17 protein-coding genes are annotated in these 18,630 nt (G+C 67.1%); 12 read left to right on the plus strand and 5 right to left on the minus strand.

All coding sequences use genetic code 11. The features are described 5' to 3' along the window. Positions 1 to 22 precede the first annotated feature (22 nt). The 8 genes from AC1DQR_RS22255 (at position 23) to AC1DQR_RS22290 (ending at position 7,055) form a co-directional block, all read left to right on the plus strand. Positions 23 to 799, plus strand: a complete 777-nt coding sequence (locus AC1DQR_RS22255; RefSeq protein ID WP_416052049.1) for an ABC transporter ATP-binding protein — start codon at positions 23 to 25, stop codon at positions 797 to 799. Next, positions 799 to 1,554 carry an ABC transporter ATP-binding protein gene (locus tag AC1DQR_RS22260; RefSeq protein WP_477133838.1) on the plus strand — a complete coding sequence of 252 codons (756 nt, stop codon included), beginning with the start codon at positions 799 to 801 and terminating at the stop codon, positions 1,552 to 1,554. The genes AC1DQR_RS22255 and AC1DQR_RS22260 overlap by 1 nt, the downstream gene beginning before the upstream one ends. 12 nt (positions 1,555 to 1,566) lie before the next feature. Then, a complete protein-coding gene (locus tag AC1DQR_RS22265) occupies positions 1,567 to 2,451 on the plus strand; it encodes a branched-chain amino acid ABC transporter permease (protein ID WP_150986100.1) in 885 nt (294 codons plus the stop codon). Continuing rightward, complete coding sequence (locus tag AC1DQR_RS22270; protein ID WP_416052048.1) at positions 2,451 to 3,509, plus strand: branched-chain amino acid ABC transporter permease; 1,059 nt, start codon at positions 2,451 to 2,453, stop codon at positions 3,507 to 3,509. Before AC1DQR_RS22265 ends, AC1DQR_RS22270 begins: the two co-directional genes overlap by 1 nt. A 74-nt stretch (positions 3,510 to 3,583) precedes the next feature. Beyond that, positions 3,584 to 3,901: a non-heme iron oxygenase ferredoxin subunit gene (locus AC1DQR_RS22275; protein ID WP_416052047.1), complete on the plus strand. Its 318-nt coding sequence runs from the start codon at positions 3,584 to 3,586 to the stop codon at positions 3,899 to 3,901. A 9-nt stretch (positions 3,902 to 3,910) separates the two neighbouring features. Continuing rightward, a complete protein-coding gene (locus AC1DQR_RS22280) occupies positions 3,911 to 5,197 on the plus strand; it encodes an NAD(P)/FAD-dependent oxidoreductase (RefSeq protein WP_416052046.1) in 1,287 nt (428 codons plus the stop codon). 14 nt (positions 5,198 to 5,211) lie between these two features. Beyond that, positions 5,212 to 6,501 carry an SRPBCC family protein gene (locus AC1DQR_RS22285; RefSeq protein WP_477133803.1) on the plus strand — a complete coding sequence of 430 codons (1,290 nt, stop codon included), beginning with the start codon at positions 5,212 to 5,214 and terminating at the stop codon, positions 6,499 to 6,501. Between the two features lie 38 nt (positions 6,502 to 6,539). Continuing rightward, positions 6,540 to 7,055 (plus strand): aromatic-ring-hydroxylating dioxygenase subunit beta, encoded by a 516-nt coding sequence (locus tag AC1DQR_RS22290; protein ID WP_416053228.1) that lies wholly within the window; start codon positions 6,540 to 6,542, stop codon positions 7,053 to 7,055. Positions 7,056 to 7,098: 43 nt separating this feature from the next. On the opposite strand, the gene AC1DQR_RS22295 is transcribed toward AC1DQR_RS22290, so the two are convergent. The 4 genes from AC1DQR_RS22295 to AC1DQR_RS22310 form a co-directional block, all read right to left on the minus strand. Then, complete coding sequence (locus tag AC1DQR_RS22295) at positions 7,099 to 7,629, minus strand: MarR family winged helix-turn-helix transcriptional regulator (protein ID WP_477133804.1); 531 nt, start codon at positions 7,627 to 7,629, stop codon at positions 7,099 to 7,101. Positions 7,630 to 7,703: 74 nt separating this feature from the next. Then, the gene (locus AC1DQR_RS22300; RefSeq protein ID WP_477133805.1) at positions 7,704 to 8,909 is read right to left on the minus strand and encodes a glycosyltransferase family 4 protein; all 1,206 of its coding nucleotides are present in this window, start codon (positions 8,907 to 8,909) and stop codon (positions 7,704 to 7,706) included. Beyond that, the gene (locus AC1DQR_RS22305) at positions 8,906 to 9,646 is read right to left on the minus strand and encodes a polysaccharide deacetylase family protein (protein ID WP_416052042.1); all 741 of its coding nucleotides are present in this window, start codon (positions 9,644 to 9,646) and stop codon (positions 8,906 to 8,908) included. The genes AC1DQR_RS22300 and AC1DQR_RS22305 overlap by 4 nt, the downstream gene beginning before the upstream one ends. A gap of 72 nt (positions 9,647 to 9,718) precedes the next feature. Then, positions 9,719 to 10,480 carry a MipA/OmpV family protein gene (locus AC1DQR_RS22310; protein WP_416052041.1) on the minus strand — a complete coding sequence of 254 codons (762 nt, stop codon included), beginning with the start codon at positions 10,478 to 10,480 and terminating at the stop codon, positions 9,719 to 9,721. 268 nt (positions 10,481 to 10,748) lie between these two features. Between AC1DQR_RS22310 and AC1DQR_RS22315 the strand changes: the two genes are divergently transcribed. The 4 genes from AC1DQR_RS22315 (at position 10,749) to AC1DQR_RS22330 (ending at position 16,938) form a co-directional block, all read left to right on the plus strand. Further along, complete coding sequence (locus AC1DQR_RS22315) at positions 10,749 to 12,086, plus strand: ATP-binding protein (RefSeq protein WP_477133806.1); 1,338 nt, start codon at positions 10,749 to 10,751, stop codon at positions 12,084 to 12,086. Between the two features lie 274 nt (positions 12,087 to 12,360). Then, positions 12,361 to 13,494, plus strand: a complete 1,134-nt coding sequence (gene macA / locus AC1DQR_RS22320) for a macrolide transporter subunit MacA (RefSeq protein WP_416052039.1) — start codon at positions 12,361 to 12,363, stop codon at positions 13,492 to 13,494. Next, a complete protein-coding gene (locus AC1DQR_RS22325; RefSeq protein ID WP_477133807.1) occupies positions 13,491 to 15,491 on the plus strand; it encodes a MacB family efflux pump subunit in 2,001 nt (666 codons plus the stop codon). Before macA ends, AC1DQR_RS22325 begins: the two co-directional genes overlap by 4 nt. Then, a complete protein-coding gene (locus AC1DQR_RS22330) occupies positions 15,484 to 16,938 on the plus strand; it encodes an efflux transporter outer membrane subunit (protein ID WP_477133808.1) in 1,455 nt (484 codons plus the stop codon). Before AC1DQR_RS22325 ends, AC1DQR_RS22330 begins: the two co-directional genes overlap by 8 nt. 87 nt (positions 16,939 to 17,025) lie before the next feature. On the opposite strand, the gene AC1DQR_RS22335 is transcribed toward AC1DQR_RS22330, so the two are convergent. Further along, positions 17,026 to 18,321, minus strand: coding sequence for an MFS transporter (locus tag AC1DQR_RS22335; RefSeq protein WP_477133809.1), 1,296 nt, complete (start codon positions 18,319 to 18,321; stop codon positions 17,026 to 17,028). Positions 18,322 to 18,630: the final 309 nt, after the last annotated feature.

An 18,630-nucleotide genomic window follows, 5' to 3' on the forward strand; every position in this document is an offset into this window, starting at 1 on the left:
AAGACCCAAAAGCGGAGCACGCATGAGCCAGGCTGACGTCATCCTTGAAACCCGGGGGCTCACCAAGGAGTTCAAGGGCTTCACCGCCGTCAGCAAGGTCGACCTGCGCGTTCGGCGCGGCGCCATCCACGCCCTGATCGGGCCCAATGGCGCCGGCAAGACCACGTGCTTCAACCTGCTGACGAAGTTCCACTCGCCCTCCGCCGGGACCATCCTGTTCAACGGCGAGGACATCACGCGGGAGCGCCCCGCACAGATCGCCCGCAAGGGCGTGATCCGGTCCTTCCAGATCTCGGCGGTGTTCCCCCAGCTCACCGTGATGGAGAACGTGCGGGTGGCGCTGCAGCGCAAGCTCGGCACCGCCTATCACTTCTGGAAGAGCAAGCGCTCGCTGGACGAGCTCAACGACCGCGCGGTCGCGCTGCTCAAGGCCGTCGGCCTGGAGGGCTTTGCCGACCTGCCGACCGCCGAGCTGGCCTATGGCCGCAAGCGTGCGCTGGAGATCGCCACCACGCTGGCCATGGACCCCGAGCTGATGCTGCTCGACGAGCCCACGCAAGGCATGGGGCACGAGGATGTGGAGGTGGTGACCGCCTTGATCAAGCAGGTTTCCGCGGGACGCACCGTGCTGATGGTGGAACACAATATGAGCGTGGTGTCGTCCATCGCCGAGCGCATCACCGTGCTCCAGCGCGGCGCCATCCTGGCGGAGGGGCCGTACGAGGAAATGACGCGCAACCCGCAAGTGATGGAAGCGTACATGGGCACGGCCGACGCCGCACTGACGGAGGCCGCATGATGAGCCAACCCACGAACCAACCCACGAGCCAACCCACCCCCGCCCTGCAGATCCAGGACCTGCACGCCTGGTATGGCGAATCCCACATCCTTCACGGCGTGGACCTGAGCGTCAACCCGGGCGAGGTCGTCACCGTGCTGGGCCGCAACGGTGCGGGCCGCACCACCACCATGCGCGCCATCATGGGSCTGRCCGGCSMSCGCAAGGGCTCGATCCGCGTCAACGGCACCGAGACCATCGGCATGMMGACGCACMRSATCGCGCCGCTGGGCMTSGGCTATTGCCCGGARGARCGSGSSATCTTCKCCAGCCTGTCGTGCGAGGAAAACCTGATGCTGCCGCCGGTGTTCAAGCCTGACGTCGCAACGTCAGGCCGAGAGCCGATGCCGCTGGACGAGATCTAYGMGATGTTCCCYAACCTGWRGGARCGCCGCMAGAGCCAGGGCACGCGCMTGTCGGGCGGCGAGCAGCAGATGCTGGCCGTCGSSCGCATCCTGCGCACCSGCGCSARCSTGCTGCTGCTCGATGAAATCTCCGAAGGCCTGGCCCCCGTCATCGTCCAGACCCTCGCCAGAATGATCACCACGCTCAAGAAACGCGGCTACACCATCGTCATGGTGGAGCAGAACTTCCGCTTCGCCGCGCCACTCGCCGACCGCTTCTACGTGATGGAGCACGGCCGCATGGTGGAGCGCTTCGACGCCAGCGCGCTCGCGCGCAAGATGCCCACGCTGAACGCCCTGCTTGGCGTGTAAGGAACCCTCGTCATGGAATTTTTTGGCATACCCATGCCCGCCCTGCTGAGCCAGTTGCTGCTCGGACTCGTCAACGGCTCGTTCTACGCCATCCTGAGCCTTGGGCTGGCAGTCATCTTTGGCCTGCTCAATGTCATCAACTTTGCCCATGGCGCCCTGTTCATGCTGGGCGCCGTGCTGGCCTGGATGGGCCTGGCCTACCTGGGGCTGAGCTACTGGCTGATGCTGCTCCTCGCCCCGCTCGTCACCGGCGTGCTGGGCGTGGTGCTGGAGCGCACCATGCTGCGCCGGCTCTATCGCTTCGATCACCTCTATGGCCTGCTGCTGACGCTAGGCATCTGCCTGCTGATCGAAGGGCTGCTGCGCTCGGCGTATGGCGTCTCCGGCCTGTCCTACGCCACGCCCGAGGCGCTGACGGGCGCCACCAGCGTGGGCTTCATGGTGCTGCCCAACTACCGCGCCTGGGTGGTGGCGGCCTCGCTGGTGGTGTGCTTCGCCACCTGGTACGTGATCGAGAAGACGCGGCTTGGCGCCTACCTGCGCGCCGGCACGGAGAACCCGCGCATGGTGGAAGCATTCGGCATCAACGTGCCGTTGCTGGTGACGCTGACCTACGCCTTCGGCGTGGGGCTGGCCGCCTTTGCCGGCGTGCTGGCCGCGCCCGTGATGCAGATCTCGCCCCTGATGGGCCAGAACCTGATCATCACCGTGTTCGCCGTGGTGGTGATCGGCGGCATGGGCTCGATCCTCGGTTCCATCTTTACAGGGCTGGGCCTGGGCGTGTTCGAAGGCATGACCAAGGTGTTCTACCCGGAAGCCTCGGCAACCGTCGTCTTCGTGGCCATGGTGTGCGTGCTGATGGTGCGCCCCGCCGGCCTGTTCGGAAAGGAAAAATAATGACCTTTGACTCTCGCGCAAGACTGACCGGCACCTTGCTGATGGTGGCCGTCGCGCTTGCCCCCTTCCTCGGCGCCTACCCGGTGCTGGCGATGAAGCTGATGTGCTTCGCCTTGTTTGCCTGCGCCTTCAACCTGCTGCTGGGCTTTACCGGGCTGCTGTCCTTCGGCCATGCCGCGTTCTTTGGCGGCGCGGCCTATGCCTGCGGCTACGTGATGAAATCCCTGCACGCCACGCCGGAGCTCGGGCTGCTGGCCGGCACGGCGTTCGGCGCGCTGCTCGGCCTGGCCTTTGGCGCGCTGGCGATCCGGCGCCAGGGCATCTACTTTGCGATGGTGACGCTGGCGCTGGCGCAGATGTTCTACTTCTTCTGCCTGCAGGCTCCGGTGACGGGCGGCGAGGACGGCTTGCAGGCGGTGCCGCGCGGCAGCCTGTTCGGGCTGCTCTCGCTGGAGGGCGACCTGACGATGTACTACGTGGTATCCATCGTGGTCGGCGCCGCACTGCTGCTGATCGCGCGGGTGGTGAACTCGCCTTTCGGCCAGGTGCTGCGGGCCATCAAGGAAAACGAGCCGCGCGCGATCTCGCTGGGCTACGACACGGACAGGTTCAAGCTGCTGGCCTTTGTGCTGTCGTCCGCGCTGGCGGGACTGGCAGGCGCATTGAAGACGCTGGTGCTCGGCTTTGCCACGCTGACCGACGTGCACTGGGCCATGTCCGGATCCGTCATCCTGATGACGCTGGTGGGCGGCATGGGCACCTTGTCCGGGCCGATCCTGGGCGCGCTGGTGATCGTCGCGGTCGAGAACAAACTCGGCGATGCCGGCAGCAGCCTGGCCGCGATGACGGGCGTGGACTGGTTCAATACGCTGGGCGAGTCGGTCAGCATGGTCACCGGCCTGATCTTCGTGGTCTGCGTGCTCACCTTTCGCCGCGGCATCATGGGCGAGGTGCAAGCCCTGCTGGAGCGCCGGGCCGCGCTGGCGCGCCCTGCCCAGGCCAGCGCCGCCACGCCCTTGCATGGCCATTCCGCCACCTCGGCGACGCTCAAGGGTTAACGCTGATTCAGTCGGCAATTTAAATCAGTACACTGATCATTAATACTCAGCATACTGATCAAAGGAGATGCATCATGGCTTGGACCAAGATCGCCACCACCGGCCAGCTTCAGGACGATGAAGTGATGCCGCTCACGCTTGGCGACGCGCAGCTGGCCCTGTACCGCAGCAAAGGGGAGTACTTCGTCACCGACAACGTCTGCACGCACCAGTACGCGCTGCTGTCCGACGGCTACCTGGAGGATGGCTGCATCGAATGCCCGCTGCACCAGGCGCGCTTCGATATCCGCACCGGCCAGGCCATGTGCGCGCCCGCCACCCAGGGCATCAAGGTCTACCCGGTCAAGATCGTGGACAGTGATGTCCTGGTCGATGTCATGGTCACCGCCTGAGCGCCGGCCATGTCACAAGACGCCCCCATCCTGATCATCGGCGCCGGCCAGGCTGGCGCCACGGCCGCCGCCGCGCTGCGCGCGCTGGGCCATGACCGCGGCATCGTCATGGTCGGCGGCGAGGCCCATGCGCCGTATGAGCGCCCCCCGCTGTCCAAGGCCGTGCTGGCGGACGAGCAGCAAGACGAGCGCATCGGCGTGCACGCGGCGGGTTTCTATGCCGAGCGAGGCATCGACTTGCGCCTGGCCACCACCGTGGCCTCGCTCGATCCCGCCAGCGCCACGGCGCATTGCGCCGATGGTCAGGCGATTTCCTTCAGCCGCTGCCTGCTGGCAACCGGTGGGCGTGCCCGCACCCTGCCCGCCCTGCCCGAGGGGCAGCCCCGGGTGCATTACCTGCGCTCGCTCGCCGATGCGCGCCGCTTGCGGGCTGCGCTGCGCCGTGAGCGCGCGGTGCTGGTGATCGGCGGCGGTTTCCTTGGACTGGAAACCGCATCCACCGCCCGCGCCATGGGGCTGGCGGTGACGGTGGTCGAAGCCGCGCCGCTGTTGCTGCAGCGCGCCGTGCCGCCCGTGTTCTCGGACTGGCTGGCGCAACGCGTGCGCGGCCTCGGCATCGACCTGCGCCTGGGCTGCGGGATCGCGTCGATCCCGCCGGCTGTGGACGAAGTTGCCGTCACGCTGGCCGACGGCACCGCCCTGCGCGCGCCGCTGGTGGTGGTGGCCATCGGGCTGCACCCCAACGTGGGCCTGGCAGAGGCAGCCGGGCTTGCGCTCCACCCGGGCAACGGCGGCATCCAGGTCGACGCGCACTGCCGCACCAGCGCGCCGGGTGTGTTTGCCGCTGGCGATTGCGCCAGCCAATACCAGCCGTTGTTTGGCCAGGAGATGCGCCTGGAGTCGTGGCAGAACGCCAATGAGCAGGCCCGCATCGCCGCGGCCGCCATGCTCGGCGTGCCGACGGCCCCAGCCGCCTTGCCCTGGTTCTGGACCGACCAGCTCGGCTGCAATATCCAGATGCTAGGCGCCATGGACCCCACGCTGCGCTACACGCTGCGCGGCAGCGCAGAAGCACCCGACGGCGACACACCCCCCAGATTCCTGTTGCTTGGCATGGCCGGCGCGCAACTGCGCCACGCCATCGCCGTCAACGCGGGCGGCGACCTGCGCCAGCTCCGCAACCTGATCGAACAAGGCACCGCCTGCGATATCGGCTTGCTGTGCGACACCGCCCTGCCCTTGAAGCAGGCGGCGCGCGAAGCCGCCGCCGTGCGCGCGAGCGAACCCCAATCCTGAACGAGGAACGAAACATGTACCAGACCCATGCGGTCATCAACCGCACGCCGCGCGCCAAGGATGCCGAACTGGCCGCCTGCCAGTGGCCGGAGGACGCCCTGCATTTCATCCCGGACTGGGTGTACACCAGCAATGCCGTGTACGACCTGGAACTGGAGAAAATCTTCCGCGGCCGCTCATGGAATTTCGTCGCGCTGGAGGCCGAGATTCCCAACTCGGGCGACTTCAAGCGCTCTTACGTCGGGCCGACGCCCGTCGTCGTCGCGCGCGCTGAAGACGGCTCCGTCAATGTCTTCGAGAACCGCTGCGCGCACCGCGGCGCGGAGTTCTGCCGGCATGGCCAGGGCAACGCCAAGGAGTTCGTCTGCCCGTATCACCAGTGGTCCTACGACCTGAAGGGCAACCTGCAGGGCGTGCCGTTCAAGCGCGGCGTGAATCGTGCCGGTGGCATGCCCAAGGACTTCCGCAATGAAGACCATGGCCTGGTGAAGCTGAACGTGACCACGCGCAACGGGGTGATCTTCGCCTCGTACGCCAACGACATGGAACCGCTGGACGTGTACATGACGCCGGAAATCCTCAAGGATTTCGACGTGGTGTTCAACGGCAAGCCGCTCAAGATCCTCGGGTACTACAAGAACGAGTTGCCCTGCAACTGGAAGATGTACCACGAGAACCTGAAGGACCCGTACCACGCCACGCTGCTGCACTCCTTCCTGGTGGTGTTTGGCCTGCTGGTCGCCGGCAACGACTCCGCCATGATCGCGGACCCGGTGCACGGCCGCCACGGCACCATGGCCTCGGCCAAGAAGGAAGACAAGTACGCGGCGGTGAGCGACGAGAACAAGAAGGAGATGCGCTCCTACCACGAAGGCATGCGCCTGCAGGACGACCGCTTCCTGGAGTACATCAAGGAGTTCGATTCGCCGTGGTCCGTCACCATGCAGACCATCTGGCCGAACCTGATCGTGCAGCGCGAGATGAACACGCTGGGCGTGCGCCAGATCGTGCCCAACGGCCCGGACAGCATGCTGATGCAGTGGACCATGTTCGGCTATGAGGACGACACCGAGGAGATGACGCGCCACCGCCTGCGCCAGGGCAACCTGATGGGCCCGGCCGGCTTCCTTGGCCTGGAAGACAACGAAGCGATGAAGTTCGTGCAGGAGGGCGTGCGCCGCTCCAGCACCGACCGCAACGTGCTGAAGCTCGATCCCGGACACGTCGGCACCGCCAACTCGCTGATCTCGGAGTCCGCGATCCGCGCCATGTACCAGTACTACCGCAGCGTGATGGGGTTCTGAACAACATGACACCGACAATCACCCCAACCATGACACCGATGGCGCATAGCCTCTTTCGCCCCTGCCAGCTGGCCCCCGCGCGCGCGCAAGCGCTGCGCATGGAGATCGACGCCTTCCACAGCGAATACTGCGCCGTGCTCGATGCCGGCATGGTGGAAACGTGGCCCGAGTTCTTTACAGAGGATTGCATCTACCGCGTCACCGCACGGGAGAACGTGGAACTCGGACTGCCGGTGGGCCTGGTCTATGCCGAAGGCCGCGGCATGATGCACGACCGGGCGGTGGCGATTGCGCGCACCCAGATGTTCGCGCCGCGCTATATGCTGCATCTCGTCACCAATACGCGCGTCACCGATGAAAGCGAGTGTGGCGAGATCCAGGCGCAGGCCAGCTTCTTGCTGCTCCAAACGCTGGTGGAAGGCCCCACCACCATCCACATGGCGGGCACGTATCACGACCGCTTCGCCCGCATCGAGGGCAAGCTGCTGCTGGTTGAGCGCCAGGTCGTGTACGACACCACCATCATCGCCAACGACCTGGTGTATCCGGTCTGAGCGGGTATGGCCCAAGCGCCGGCGCCATGCCGGTGCGCTGTCGCTACATGATGCGCAACACGGTGCGGCTATAGTCGTTGTTAGCCTCGACCAGCGTGGACAGCAGGTCCATGAACACCTTGCGCTGCGCCGGGCGCAGCGGCGCCAGCATGCGCTCCTGCGCGCGTTCCATGTCGGCGCGCAGCGACGCCACCACGGTCTGCCCTTCCTTGGTCAGGTGCACGTGGCGCGTGCGGCGGTCGGCTGGATTGTCCTTGCGCTCGACCAGGCCACGTTCTTCCAGGCGGCGCACCACGTCGGCGGTGGTGGTGCGGTCAAAACCGACTTCCTGTCCCAGCGCGGTCTGGTCCAGCCCGGGCAACACGGACAATACCGTCAGAATGGCGTACTGCACCGGCGTGATGCTGGGAGACTTGCATTCCTCGAAAAACATGGCCACGTGGATCTGGTGCAGGCGACGCACCAGGAAGCCGGGCCGCGCCCACAGAAGCTCCTTGRCCGGGTCCGCTTCGGACGGCGCCGGATCCTCGGCCAGAGGAGCGGAGCGCGCCGTTTGACGTTTTGCAGAGGACATTCAACTCACCAAACTCGTTAGCATGCTGACAAGTATAGACGACTGTCCCCACCCTGGTGCTGAAACGCACCGTTTCAGGTCCGCTCCGACGCGGCCGGCGCAGCCTGCCCGCTTTGCGCGATGCTTGCCCTGTCCCGATGCCGCGCCGCCGCCATGCAATCCCGATACAGCTGCACCGTTTCGCGCCCGAGCGAGGCCAGCGAGAAGTTCGCCTCCACCCAGCCGCGCCCGCGCCAACCCATGCGGGCCGCGCGCCCAGGGTCCGCCGCCAGCTGGCACATGGCCTGCGCCAGGGCGTGCGCGTCGCGCGGCGGAACCAGCACGCCGTGGGCGCCATCGAGAAAGGTCTCGGGTATCCCGTCCAGCGCGGTGGCGATCACTGGCTTGCCGCAGCTCAGTGCCTCCAGTATCACCAGCCCCAGCGCCTCGCTGCCCACGGCCGGATGCACCAGCACATCGATCGCCTGCATCAGCGACGCCACATCATGCTCGAACGGCAGGAAGTGGATGYACCCGGCCAAACCCAGCGCCTGCGCCTCATGGCGCAACTGCGGGATCAGGTCGCCGTCGCCGACGCAAAGGAAATGCGCGTGCGGGTGCCGCGCCCGCACCTGCGCAGCGGCATTGACGAAGTAGAACTGCCCCTTGCCGTCGGGCCGTTGCGCCCCGCCGATCATCGCGTAGACCCACGCGTCCTGCGGCAGCCCAAGGGCCTCGCGCACGCGATAGCCGCGCATGGCAATGCGGCGAAAGCGTTCGGTGTCGATCCCGCAGTAGATCCGCCGCAGCCGCAAGGCACGCTCCGGATCAACCCGGCGCAGCGACTCCTGCACCGCATCGGACACCGCGATCACGTTGGAGAACGCCGCCAGGTAGCGGCGCGTGCGCTCCTTGAGCTGGGTCATCAGGTGACGCGTCACCACCACCGATGCAGTTCGGCCAGACAGCATCCAGGCCGCGATCGCCACCCAGTAATCGCGCCCGTGATGCGCGTGGATGACATCGATGCGCTGCTCGCGGATATAGCGTGACAGCACCAGCGGCCAGACCACGCGCCCGGTATCCAGCGCAAGCACCTGGATGCCGGGCATGGCTTGCGCCGCGTCGATCCAGCGTGCGCGCGCCGGCGCGGCCAGGCTCACCAAGCAATCCTGCAGCCGCAGGGCCCGGCACAGCGACAGCGAGTGCGAATCGATGCCGCCGCCATCCATCCGGGAGTTCAGCACCAGCACCCGCAACTGGCCGGCCGACAGCGCGGCGCCTCGGTCAGCGTGCATCATGACACTACCTCCATGCCGCGGCGATCTTCATAGGTAGTCGCCAGCTTCAGCAAAAAATGTCCGGCATGCGAGGTCCGCGCGACCAGCACGCGTGGCAAGCCGAACAGGTTGCCGCCGATCGCGGCGCGGCCGCGCTGCGTGGTCACCGCACTGTGGTAGCCGGCTTCCCGCACCAGGTCGGCGACGGGTTGATTGAATGCACCATAGGGATAGCAGAAGTGCCGGACCGGTGCCCCCAACGCATCTTGCAGCGCGAGCTTGCTGCCCGCGATCTGGTCGCGCGCGGCATCGCCATCCATCCTGGTCAAGTCCACATGGGTGCGCGTATGCGCGCCGACTTCCATGCCCGCAAGGGTCCAGGTGCGCAGTTCCTGCATGGTCATCAGCGGCGTCTCTGGCACGCCAATGGCCGTGTCCCAGGCATTGGTCCTGCCGACCAGGCTGCTGACCGCATAGCAGGTTGCGCTGAACCCGCAACGCTGCAGCACTGGCAGCGCATGCTCCAGGTTGTTCCGGTAGCCGTCGTCCAGCGTGATGCCCACCACTTTGCCGGCCTTCTCGCCACGCAGGTAGGGCAGCAGGTCGCGCAAGGCCAGGCCGCGATAGCCCATCAGCCGGAGCAGGCGCATCTGCCAGGAGAAATCGCGCGCGGCCACCACAAGGCTGCGCATCGGTGTGCCGCGCGGCGGCGGCGCATCGATCTGGTGGTACATCAGGATGGGGATTCGCGGTGTCATGTCTTCTCTGGGCGAACAGGAGCAAAGCAGAACGGAGTTGCGCAGCCGGTGCGGTCGGTGCGGTCGGTGTGGCTAGAAGCGGTACTTGAGCGCCGTCAGGCCAACGAACGACTGTTTCGACTGCACGATCGGGCTGTTGGCGCTGTCACCCAGCAAGCGGGTCACGGCCACCGTGCTGTTGACCGACCAGGAGGGCGAGATCTCGTATTCCCAGGACACGGCCACGCTGGCGCGGTCGAATCCCGCCTTGGTGGTGTAGGGGCGGAACTGGCTGTTCGCGGCTTGCGCATCGGTCACGCCGTAGAAGGTCTGGGTGTATTTGCGCGAGCCGAAATGCAGGCTGGGGCTAACGCTGACGAGGTGCTTGCCGGCCTTGTACACCGGCACGGACAGGTCGATATGGCCGCTCAGGCCACGGTCGCGCTTGGTCATCGGCGCGTCGAGCGTCACGCTGAGTACCGCGCCGCCGTACACCGGCATGCCGACCTGCAACGCCCCCACCAGGGAACCCGGGATCCGCCCCATGCCTTTCAGGTAGTCGGAGCCCGGCAGGTCGAAGCGTTTGCTGTCGGTGCGGCCCAGGTCGTAGTCGAGGCCAAACGACGCAAACATGCCGTTGGAGAACGTGTGGCCGTAGCCGGCGCCGCCGCGCAGCGGACTGATGAAGAAGCCATTGCCGAACTCCGCGCTGAACAGCGGGCCGCCGATCAACCGGTACTCGTTGCTGCCCTCATAGCGCGGCGCGACGCCCAGGCCCAGTCCGACCGTGTAGATATTGTCGGCATACGCGCTGGCACAGCCAAGGCCGCTGGCCAGAAATGCGCCGGCCCACATCGATCTCTCCAACTTTCTTCTCAACATGCGATTCACCTAAGCCCCCTTGGATCAAGCCCCAGAGTCTAGGGACAGGGCCTATCGGTGTCTGTTGGAAAGTGACGCGAAACTGTGCGTAATTGTGCGTAATTGTCTCGAGTTGATTCGAGCCGCTTCAGGGCGAAGCGTTGGCCTCTAGAATCGCTTCGCATTGGCCGGGCAAGACCAATGCGATCCACCCGACGAGATCCTTCCGCCCGCCGCCGAAGCGCGAAGGAGACAAGCCAAGATGTTCCGATCCCTGTTCAAGCTTTTTCTCGTACTCAACCTGGGCGTGTTCGCTGGCTTTGCCGCGATCGACCATGTACTCATCCCGGCGTACCACCAGCAACTGAGCGAGAGCGAGCGCAAAGAGGTTGGGAGCTATGCCTTCCTGCTCACCGGCTACCTGGAGCGCCACCCGGGCCCCGCGCGCGAGGCCGCGCTGCAGACGTTGCGCCGCAACGCGCGAGAGGGCTTCGCCGTGGTCAGCATGCATGCCGTGGCGCATCTGGGCGAACGCCGCCTGCGCGACCTGCGCGACGGCAAGATCGTGTTTGGCGATGACGGCGACGATGCCTACCTGCCCTTGCGCGACGGCCAGGTCCTGCATATCAGCCAAAGGAATGCGAGCCAGACCAAGATCGAGTTGATCGCCTACACGCTGATCGCATCCGCGACGCTGCTCGCCGTGGTTGGCTGGCTCTTTTATCACTGGCGTGAACTCAACGCCCTGCGCGAGGCGGCCAGGCAGTTCGGCCGCGGCAACCTTGCCGCCCGTGCGCGCTTGTCCAGGCACGCCAACCTCTATCCGTTGACGCGCCAGTTCAACGACATGGCGTCGCGCATCGAGGCCTCCGTCATGCAGCAGCGCGACATGATCCACGGCATCTCGCACGAGCTCAAGACGCCGATCACGCGGCTGGAATTCGGCATCGCCCTGCTGCAGTCCGCTGATGCCCGGCCCGATCCGCTGCAGCGCGCGCAGCGCCTCGAGGCCCTGCGGCTGGATGTACGCGAGCTGGATGAACTGGTGACCGAACTGTTGACACTGGGCCAGCTGGAACAGGGCGCAACGCCGGTCAGTCCAGCGCTGGTCACCGCCGGCGAGCTGATCGACGTCGTGCTCGCCGAGATTGCCGGCGACGCGGCGCATCGGGGGGTGGTGCTGGATGTGCGCAACAGCAGGCCGTTCGCCCGCCATCTCTGCGACCCCCGCCTGGTGGCGCGGGCTCTGCTCAAGCTATGCCGCAACGCCCTGCGCAATGCACGGCGCAAAGTCATCATCGTGGCGCAGACCGATGCAACCGGCACCTTGACCCTCGCGGTGGAAGACGACGGCCCGGCCGTGTCCGCGCCAGAGCGCGCCCGCATCTTCGAGCCGCCGCCCCGCGCCATGGCTGGCCGCGAATCGCCGTTCAGCCGCGCCGGCCTGGACCTGGTGATCGTGCGGCGCATAGCGCTGGCCCACGGCGGCCGGGTCTCGCTGGACAGCGGCGTGGCGGGCTGCACGCGCTTTACCATCACGCTGCCCGCCCGGTACCTCGCGCCGGTGCCCGTGCCTCCATGTCCGGCACGGCGAGACTAATCGGGCAAATCCCACGCTGGCAAGGCCCGCCCTCGCCCAGCCGGACCGCGCGCCCCCGCCAACACAGGCGCGACGACAAAGCCGCACATCTCGCCACACTTTCATACAAGCGGGGATAGATTGCCCACAGACGCGGCAGGCCTGTCCGTTCACAATCCCCTCATGCATCGCCACTGCGTTTGATTTCAAAAATAGGCCTCTGCGCCTATTCCCCAAGGCGTCCGCCGCAGATTGCCTGACCTTGATCCTTTTTCCGTAGATCCCCGCAACGCTAATGGCCCATCCCCCAAACCGCCGCAGGCATGGCCTGATCATCGCCGTGCTCACCCTGTCCGCCATCATTGCGTTGGCGGCCTGGCGCCTGACACCCGGCAAGCACCCCGAGTACATCACCGCCACCGTCACCCGCGGCGACCTCGAAGTCACCGTGCTGGCCAACGGCGTATTGCAGCCCATCCGCCAGGTCGAAGTCGGCGCGCAGGTCAATGGCCAGCTCAAATCGCTGAAGGTGAAGCTCGGCGACAAGGTCAAGCAGGGCCAGTTGCTGGCCCAGATCGACCCGGTGCTGCTGGAGAATGCGCTGCGCCAGGCAAATGCCGCCGTGGCCAGCGGCAAGGCCCAGCGTGACGCCAAGCGCTCGCGCCTGCGCCAGGCCCGCCTGAACTGGCAACGCCAGCGCGAGCTGCAGTCGCAGGAGGCGGCCTCGCGCCAGGACCTTGAAATCGCCGAAGCCGACCTGCGCTCGCTGGAGGCCGAGCTGATCGCTCTCGACGCCGATATCGCGCAGCTCAGCATCAAGGCCGAGTCCGCCCGCATCGACCTTGGCTACACCCGCATCGTCGCGCCGATGGACGGCGAGGTGGTGGCGCTCACCACGCTGGAAGGCCAGACCGTGGTGGCGTCCTACCAGGTACCGACCATCCTCAAGCTGGCCAACCTGGATGCCATGACCGTCAAGGCGCAGGTGTCGGAGGCCGATGTGATCCGCATCGCCGACCGGCAGGCGGTCTACTTCACCATCATGGGCGAGCCGGACCGCCGCTACCACGCGTCGCTGCAGGCCATTCAGCCGTCGCCGGAGAAAATCAACAACGCCGTGTTCTTCAATGCGTTGTTCGACGTGCCCAATCCGGGCCACAAGCTGCGCATCGATATGACGGCACAGGTCGCCATCATGCTGGGCGAGGCCAGGAACACGCTGCTGGTGCCCCTGGCCGCGCTGGGGCCGCGCGGCCAGGACGGCAGCATGGAAGTCCGCGTGCTGCGCCCGGACCAGCGCGTGGAGACGGTGAAAGTGCGCACCGGCCTGAGCAACAACGTGCATGCGCAAGTGCTGAGCGGCCTGGCGCAAGGCGACCGCGTCATCACCGGCGATGCCGGTGCCGTCAACGCGGAGACCCGGCCATGACGCAAGCCCCGCTCTTGCTACTGCAGCATGTGGAGCGCACGTTCCGCGCCGGTGACCAGGACATCCCGGTGCTGCGCCAGGTCAGCCTGGCCATCTGCGCGGGCGAGATGGTCGCCATCGTCGGCGCGTCCGGCTCCGGCAAGTCCACGCTGATGAACATCCTGGGCTGCCTGGACCAGGCCGACGCCGGGCACTACCTGGTGGCAGGCCAGGACGTGGCGGCCCTGGACGATGACGCGCTGGCCCGCCTGCGCCGCGAGCGCTTCGGCTTTATCTTCCAGCGCTACCACCTGATGGCCCAGCTATCCGCCGCGGACAACGTGGAAGTGCCGGCCATCTACGCCGCCACCGACCGCGCCGCGCGCCGTGCCCGCGCCCTGCAGCTGCTGGAGCGGCTGGGCCTGGGCGAGCGCGCCGGGCACCGCCCCTCCCAGCTCTCCGGCGGCCAGCAGCAGCGCGTGAGCATTGCCCGCGCTCTGATCAACGGCGGCCAGGTGATCCTGGCGGACGAGCCCACGGGCGCGCTCGACAGCCATAGCGGCAAGGAAGTCCTGGCCATCCTGCGCGAGCTGCATGCGCTCGGCCACACCGTGATCATCGTCACCCACGACATGGGACTGGCGCGCAACGCCGAGCGCATCATCGAGATCGCCGACGGCCGTATCGTGGCCGACCGCCCGAACCGGCCGCCGCAGGCCGAGGATGAGCCAGGCAGCAGCCTCGTGCAAGCCAGGCTGGCCACGCAAGCCCCGGGGGCCGGCGGCAACGCCGAGGCCCCGCTGCGGCGTGCGCGCGCCTGGCAGGGCTTCACCGAGGCCTTTTCCATGGCCTGGGGCGCATTGATGGCGCATCGCATGCGCACCGCGCTGACCATGCTGGGCATCATCATCGGCATCGCCTCCGTGGTGTCGATCGTGGCCATCGGCGAAGGCGCCAAGCGCTACGTGATGGCGGATATCCGCGCCATCGGCGCCAACACGCTCGAGATCTTCCCCGGCAAGGATTTTGGCGACGACCGCGCCGCCGGCATCCGCACCCTGGTGGCCGCCGATATCGAAGCCCTGCACGCGCTGCCGTATGTGGACAGCGCCACTGCGATCACCAGCAAGGTCCAGCGGCTGAGGTACCGCAGCGTCGACGTCAATGCCACCGTGCATGGCGTGGGCGCCAGCTTCTTCCGCGTGCGTGGCCTGGGCCTGACGCAAGGCGCGGCCTTCCTGCCGGACGAGCTGCGCAGGCACGCGCAAGTGGCCGTGATCGACGAAAAGACCCGCCGCAAGCTGTTCGGCAGTGCTTTGAGCGCGCTGGGCCAGATCATCCTGGTGGGCAACCTGCCTTGCGTGGTGATCGGCGTGGCGCGCGAGAAGAAAACCATGTTCGATGACAACGGCAGCAGCCTCAATATCTGGCTGCCCTACACCACCGCGGGCAGCCGCATCTTCGGCCAGTCGCATTTCGACGAGCTGTCCGTGCGCATCCGCGACGGCCAGCCCAGCACGGCAGCCCAGCAAGCCATCGAGCGCCTGCTGACGCTGCGCCACGGCACGAAGGACTTCTTTACCTACAACATGGACAGCATCGTCAAGACCATGGAACGCACCGGGCACGCGCTCACGCTGTTCTTGTCGGCGGTCGCCGTGATCTCGCTGCTGGTCGGCGGCATCGGCGTGATGAACATCATGCTGGTCTCGGTGACCGAGCGCACCCGCGAGATCGGCATCCGCATGGCCGTGGGCGCCCGGCAGCGCGACGTGCTGATGCAATTCCTGACCGAAGCCGTGCTGGTATGCCTGCTGGGGGGGGTGATCGGCACCACCGTGGCCTACCTGATCGGGCTGGCGCTGGCGCTGCTGATCCCGCAATGGCAGATGGTGTTCTCCGCGGGCGCGGTTGCCGGCGCCTTCCTGTGTTCGACMCTGATCGGCGTGGCGTTCGGCTATGTGCCGGCGCGCAACGCGGCGCGCCTGCAACCGATCGAGGCGCTTGGCCATGAATAGGCGCAGTCCGCATTCGCCACGGCCACCACGGCCGCCACATTCGCCGCGCGCGTTGCCGGTGCGCCTGCTCGTCGCGCTGCCGGTGATTGCCGTTGCCCTGAGTGCTTGCAGCGGACTGCGCACGCCGGAGGTGGATCCCGCGCTGGACGTGCCGCAGCACTGGCAACACGCGCCCCGGCAGGACACGGCCGGGCAGCCGGGCACGGCGCTGGAGCCACACGCCTGGTGGGAGGCCTTTGGCGATCCGCAACTGAGCGCGCTGGTCGCGTCCGCGCTGGCAACCAACAACGATCTCGCCATCGCCGCGCTGCGCTTCGAGCGCGCCCGGCTGCGCGCAGGGCTGGCCGCCACCAACCGCGCGCCCGAACTGAGCGCGCAGGCCAGGGGCACGCGCCAATGGAGCCTGGACGGCCCCGGGCGGCGCGACGAAGGGGGGATCAATGCGACAGTGAACTATGAGATCGACCTGTGGGGGCGGCTGGCCAGCCTGCGCGGCGCGGCGCACTGGGAAGCGCGCGCGAGCGCGGCCGACCTGGAAGCCGCAACCATCGCCCTGGCGGCCACCACGGCCACGCTGTACTGGCGCGCCGGGCTGTTGAACGAACTGATCGACATCTCCGGCCAAAGCCTGGCGGACGCACGGCGCACGCTTGGCCTGGTGGCCGCGCGCTACCGCGCTGGCGCCGTGTCCGGCCTGGACCTGGCGCAAGCCGAGCAGCAACTGGCCKCCCTGCTGGCCGAGCGTACCGTGCTGGACCAGCAGCGCAGCGAAAACCGCCAGGCCCTGGCCATCCTGTTCAACCGTCCGCCCGGGCACGGCGTGGCCGAGCCGCGGGCCTTGCCCGTCGAAGCGCTGCCGCGCATCGCCGCCGGCATTCCCGCCGCGGTTGTCGGACGCCGGCCCGATGTGCGGCAGGCCGAATGGCGCCTGCGCGCCGCCCTGGCAAACGCCGACGCAACCCGCGCCAGCTTCTACCCCAAGCTGACGCTGACCGGCATCGTCGGCACCGGCAGCGCGGCGCTGGCTTCGCTGCTGCGCGACCCCACCGCCCTGCTCGGCGCCGGGCTGAGCCTGCCCTTCCTGCAATGGAACACCACGCAGCTGACGATACAGGTATCGCAGAACGAGTACCTGGAAACGGTGGTGCAATACCGGCAGTCGCTGTACACGGCCTTTGCCGAAGTGGAAAACGCGCTGTCCGACCATACGGGGCTCGGCGTGCGCGCGGATCGGCTGGGGGAATCGCTGGAGTCCGCGAGCCGGGCGGAGCGGCTTAGCGCGGCGCGCTACCGCGCCGGCGCCACCGCGCTGCAGCCCTGGCTCGATGCGAAGGAGACGTTGCGCCAGGCAGCGGTGGCGGCGGCGCGCAACCGGTTCGACCGGCTGGTGAACATCACGACCTTGTACAAGGCGTTGGGAGGGCCGACGGTGGAGAGCGGGGCTTAAGGGTTGAACTTAAGGGTTGGACTTAAGGGTTGCGCTTAAGGGTTGCGCTTAAGGGTTGCGCTTAAGGGTTGCGCTTAAGGGTCCGGGCTACTCCAGCGCGGCGCCCTTGCGCTCCGGAATCAGGAACAGCGTAGCCAGGATATCCAGCACATAGATCGACGCCAGCACGGCAATCGCGGTGCCGAACGAATAGCTGGCGGCCAGCGCGCCGACCACCAGCGGGCCAAAGCCGCCCACGCCACGGCCGATATTGAACAGCACGTTCTGCGCGGTGGCGCGGGCCTGCGTGGGATACAGCTCCGAGATGAGCGCGCCGTAGCCGCCGATCATGCCGTTGACGAACAGGCCCATCACCGCACCGCCGAACAGCAGCGCATAGGGCGTCGATAGCTGGGAGTAGACAAAGACCATCACCACCGCCCCGGCCTGGTAGATCAGGAAGGTGGGCCGGCGGCCGACGCGGTCCGCGAGCTGGCCAAACACCCAGATCCCGATGGCCATGCCGATGATGGTCACCGAGGTCCACAGCGCGGACTTGGTCAGCGAGTAATTGAACTGCTTGGCCAGGTAGGTCGGCATCCAGATCATCAGGCCGTAGTAGCCGAAGTTCTGCACGGAGCACAGGACCACCACGCCCAGGCTGGCACGCGCGGTCGCGGCATCCGCCACCAGCATCTTGAGCGGGTTGCCCTTGCGCGCCACTCTGCTGCTGGCAACGAACACTTCCGGCTCGCCGATAAAACGGCGCACCACGAACGACGCCACCGCCGGCAGCACGCCGATGGCAAACATGCCACGCCAGCCGATATAAGGCAGCAGCACCGGCGTCAGCAGCGCCGCGGCAAGCACGCCCGCCTGCCAGCCAAGGCCCACATAGGAGGAAACGCGGGCACGCTGGCCGGGCCGGCAGGCCTCGGTGGCCAGCGCCATGCCGATGCCGAACTCGCCGCCAAGGCCAAAGCCGGCGATGGTCCGGTAGGCCAGCAGGTCCCAGTAGCCCTGCGCGAGCGCGCACAGGCCGGTGAAGACGGCAAACAGCAGGATGGTCCAGGTCAGCACCTTCACCCGGCCCACGTAGTCGCTCAGGATGCCGAAGAAGATGCCGCCGGCCACCGCGCCCACCAGCGTCCAGGTGACCAGCGAGCCCGCCTGGGTGCTGGTCAGCCCGAGGCCGGCAGACACCGCGCTCAGGATAAAGCCGAGGATCAGCAGGTCGAAGCCGTCCAGCGCGTAGCCGACCGCCGAGGCGATCACGGCCTTGCGGGCGTAGGCGCCCTGCTCCTGTTCCGTGTGGCCTTGCCGGCCGTGCGGTTGATTTGCTGCCGCGGCCGGCTCCAGCCCGGTGACCGCGGCGGCGTTGGCATTGGCGTTGCCTTGTGTCATGTCGATTCCCGTGCGCCACAAGCGAAAAATTTTGCGAGATTCTACTCTTGTGGCTGGCCGGGGCCGGCGAAGGGGTAATGGGAAACGGCGGGGAGGGATCTGGCACGCAGGCCCTTGGCGCGCGGCACGCGCATCGCGCTGCGCTGCACGACTTGCCCGAAGGGGAAGTAGACAGCCGGCAGGCGATGGCGGAGATTGCCGCGGCCCCTTCATGGCGCCGCTTGGAAAGGAGGCGCTCAGGGGCCGCGGCGCCCGCTCGCGACTTACCGTGGTGACACACAATCGAAATGAGCTGGCACCGGCTCTTCA

The organism is Cupriavidus sp. 05L411, from assembly GCF_056398045.1.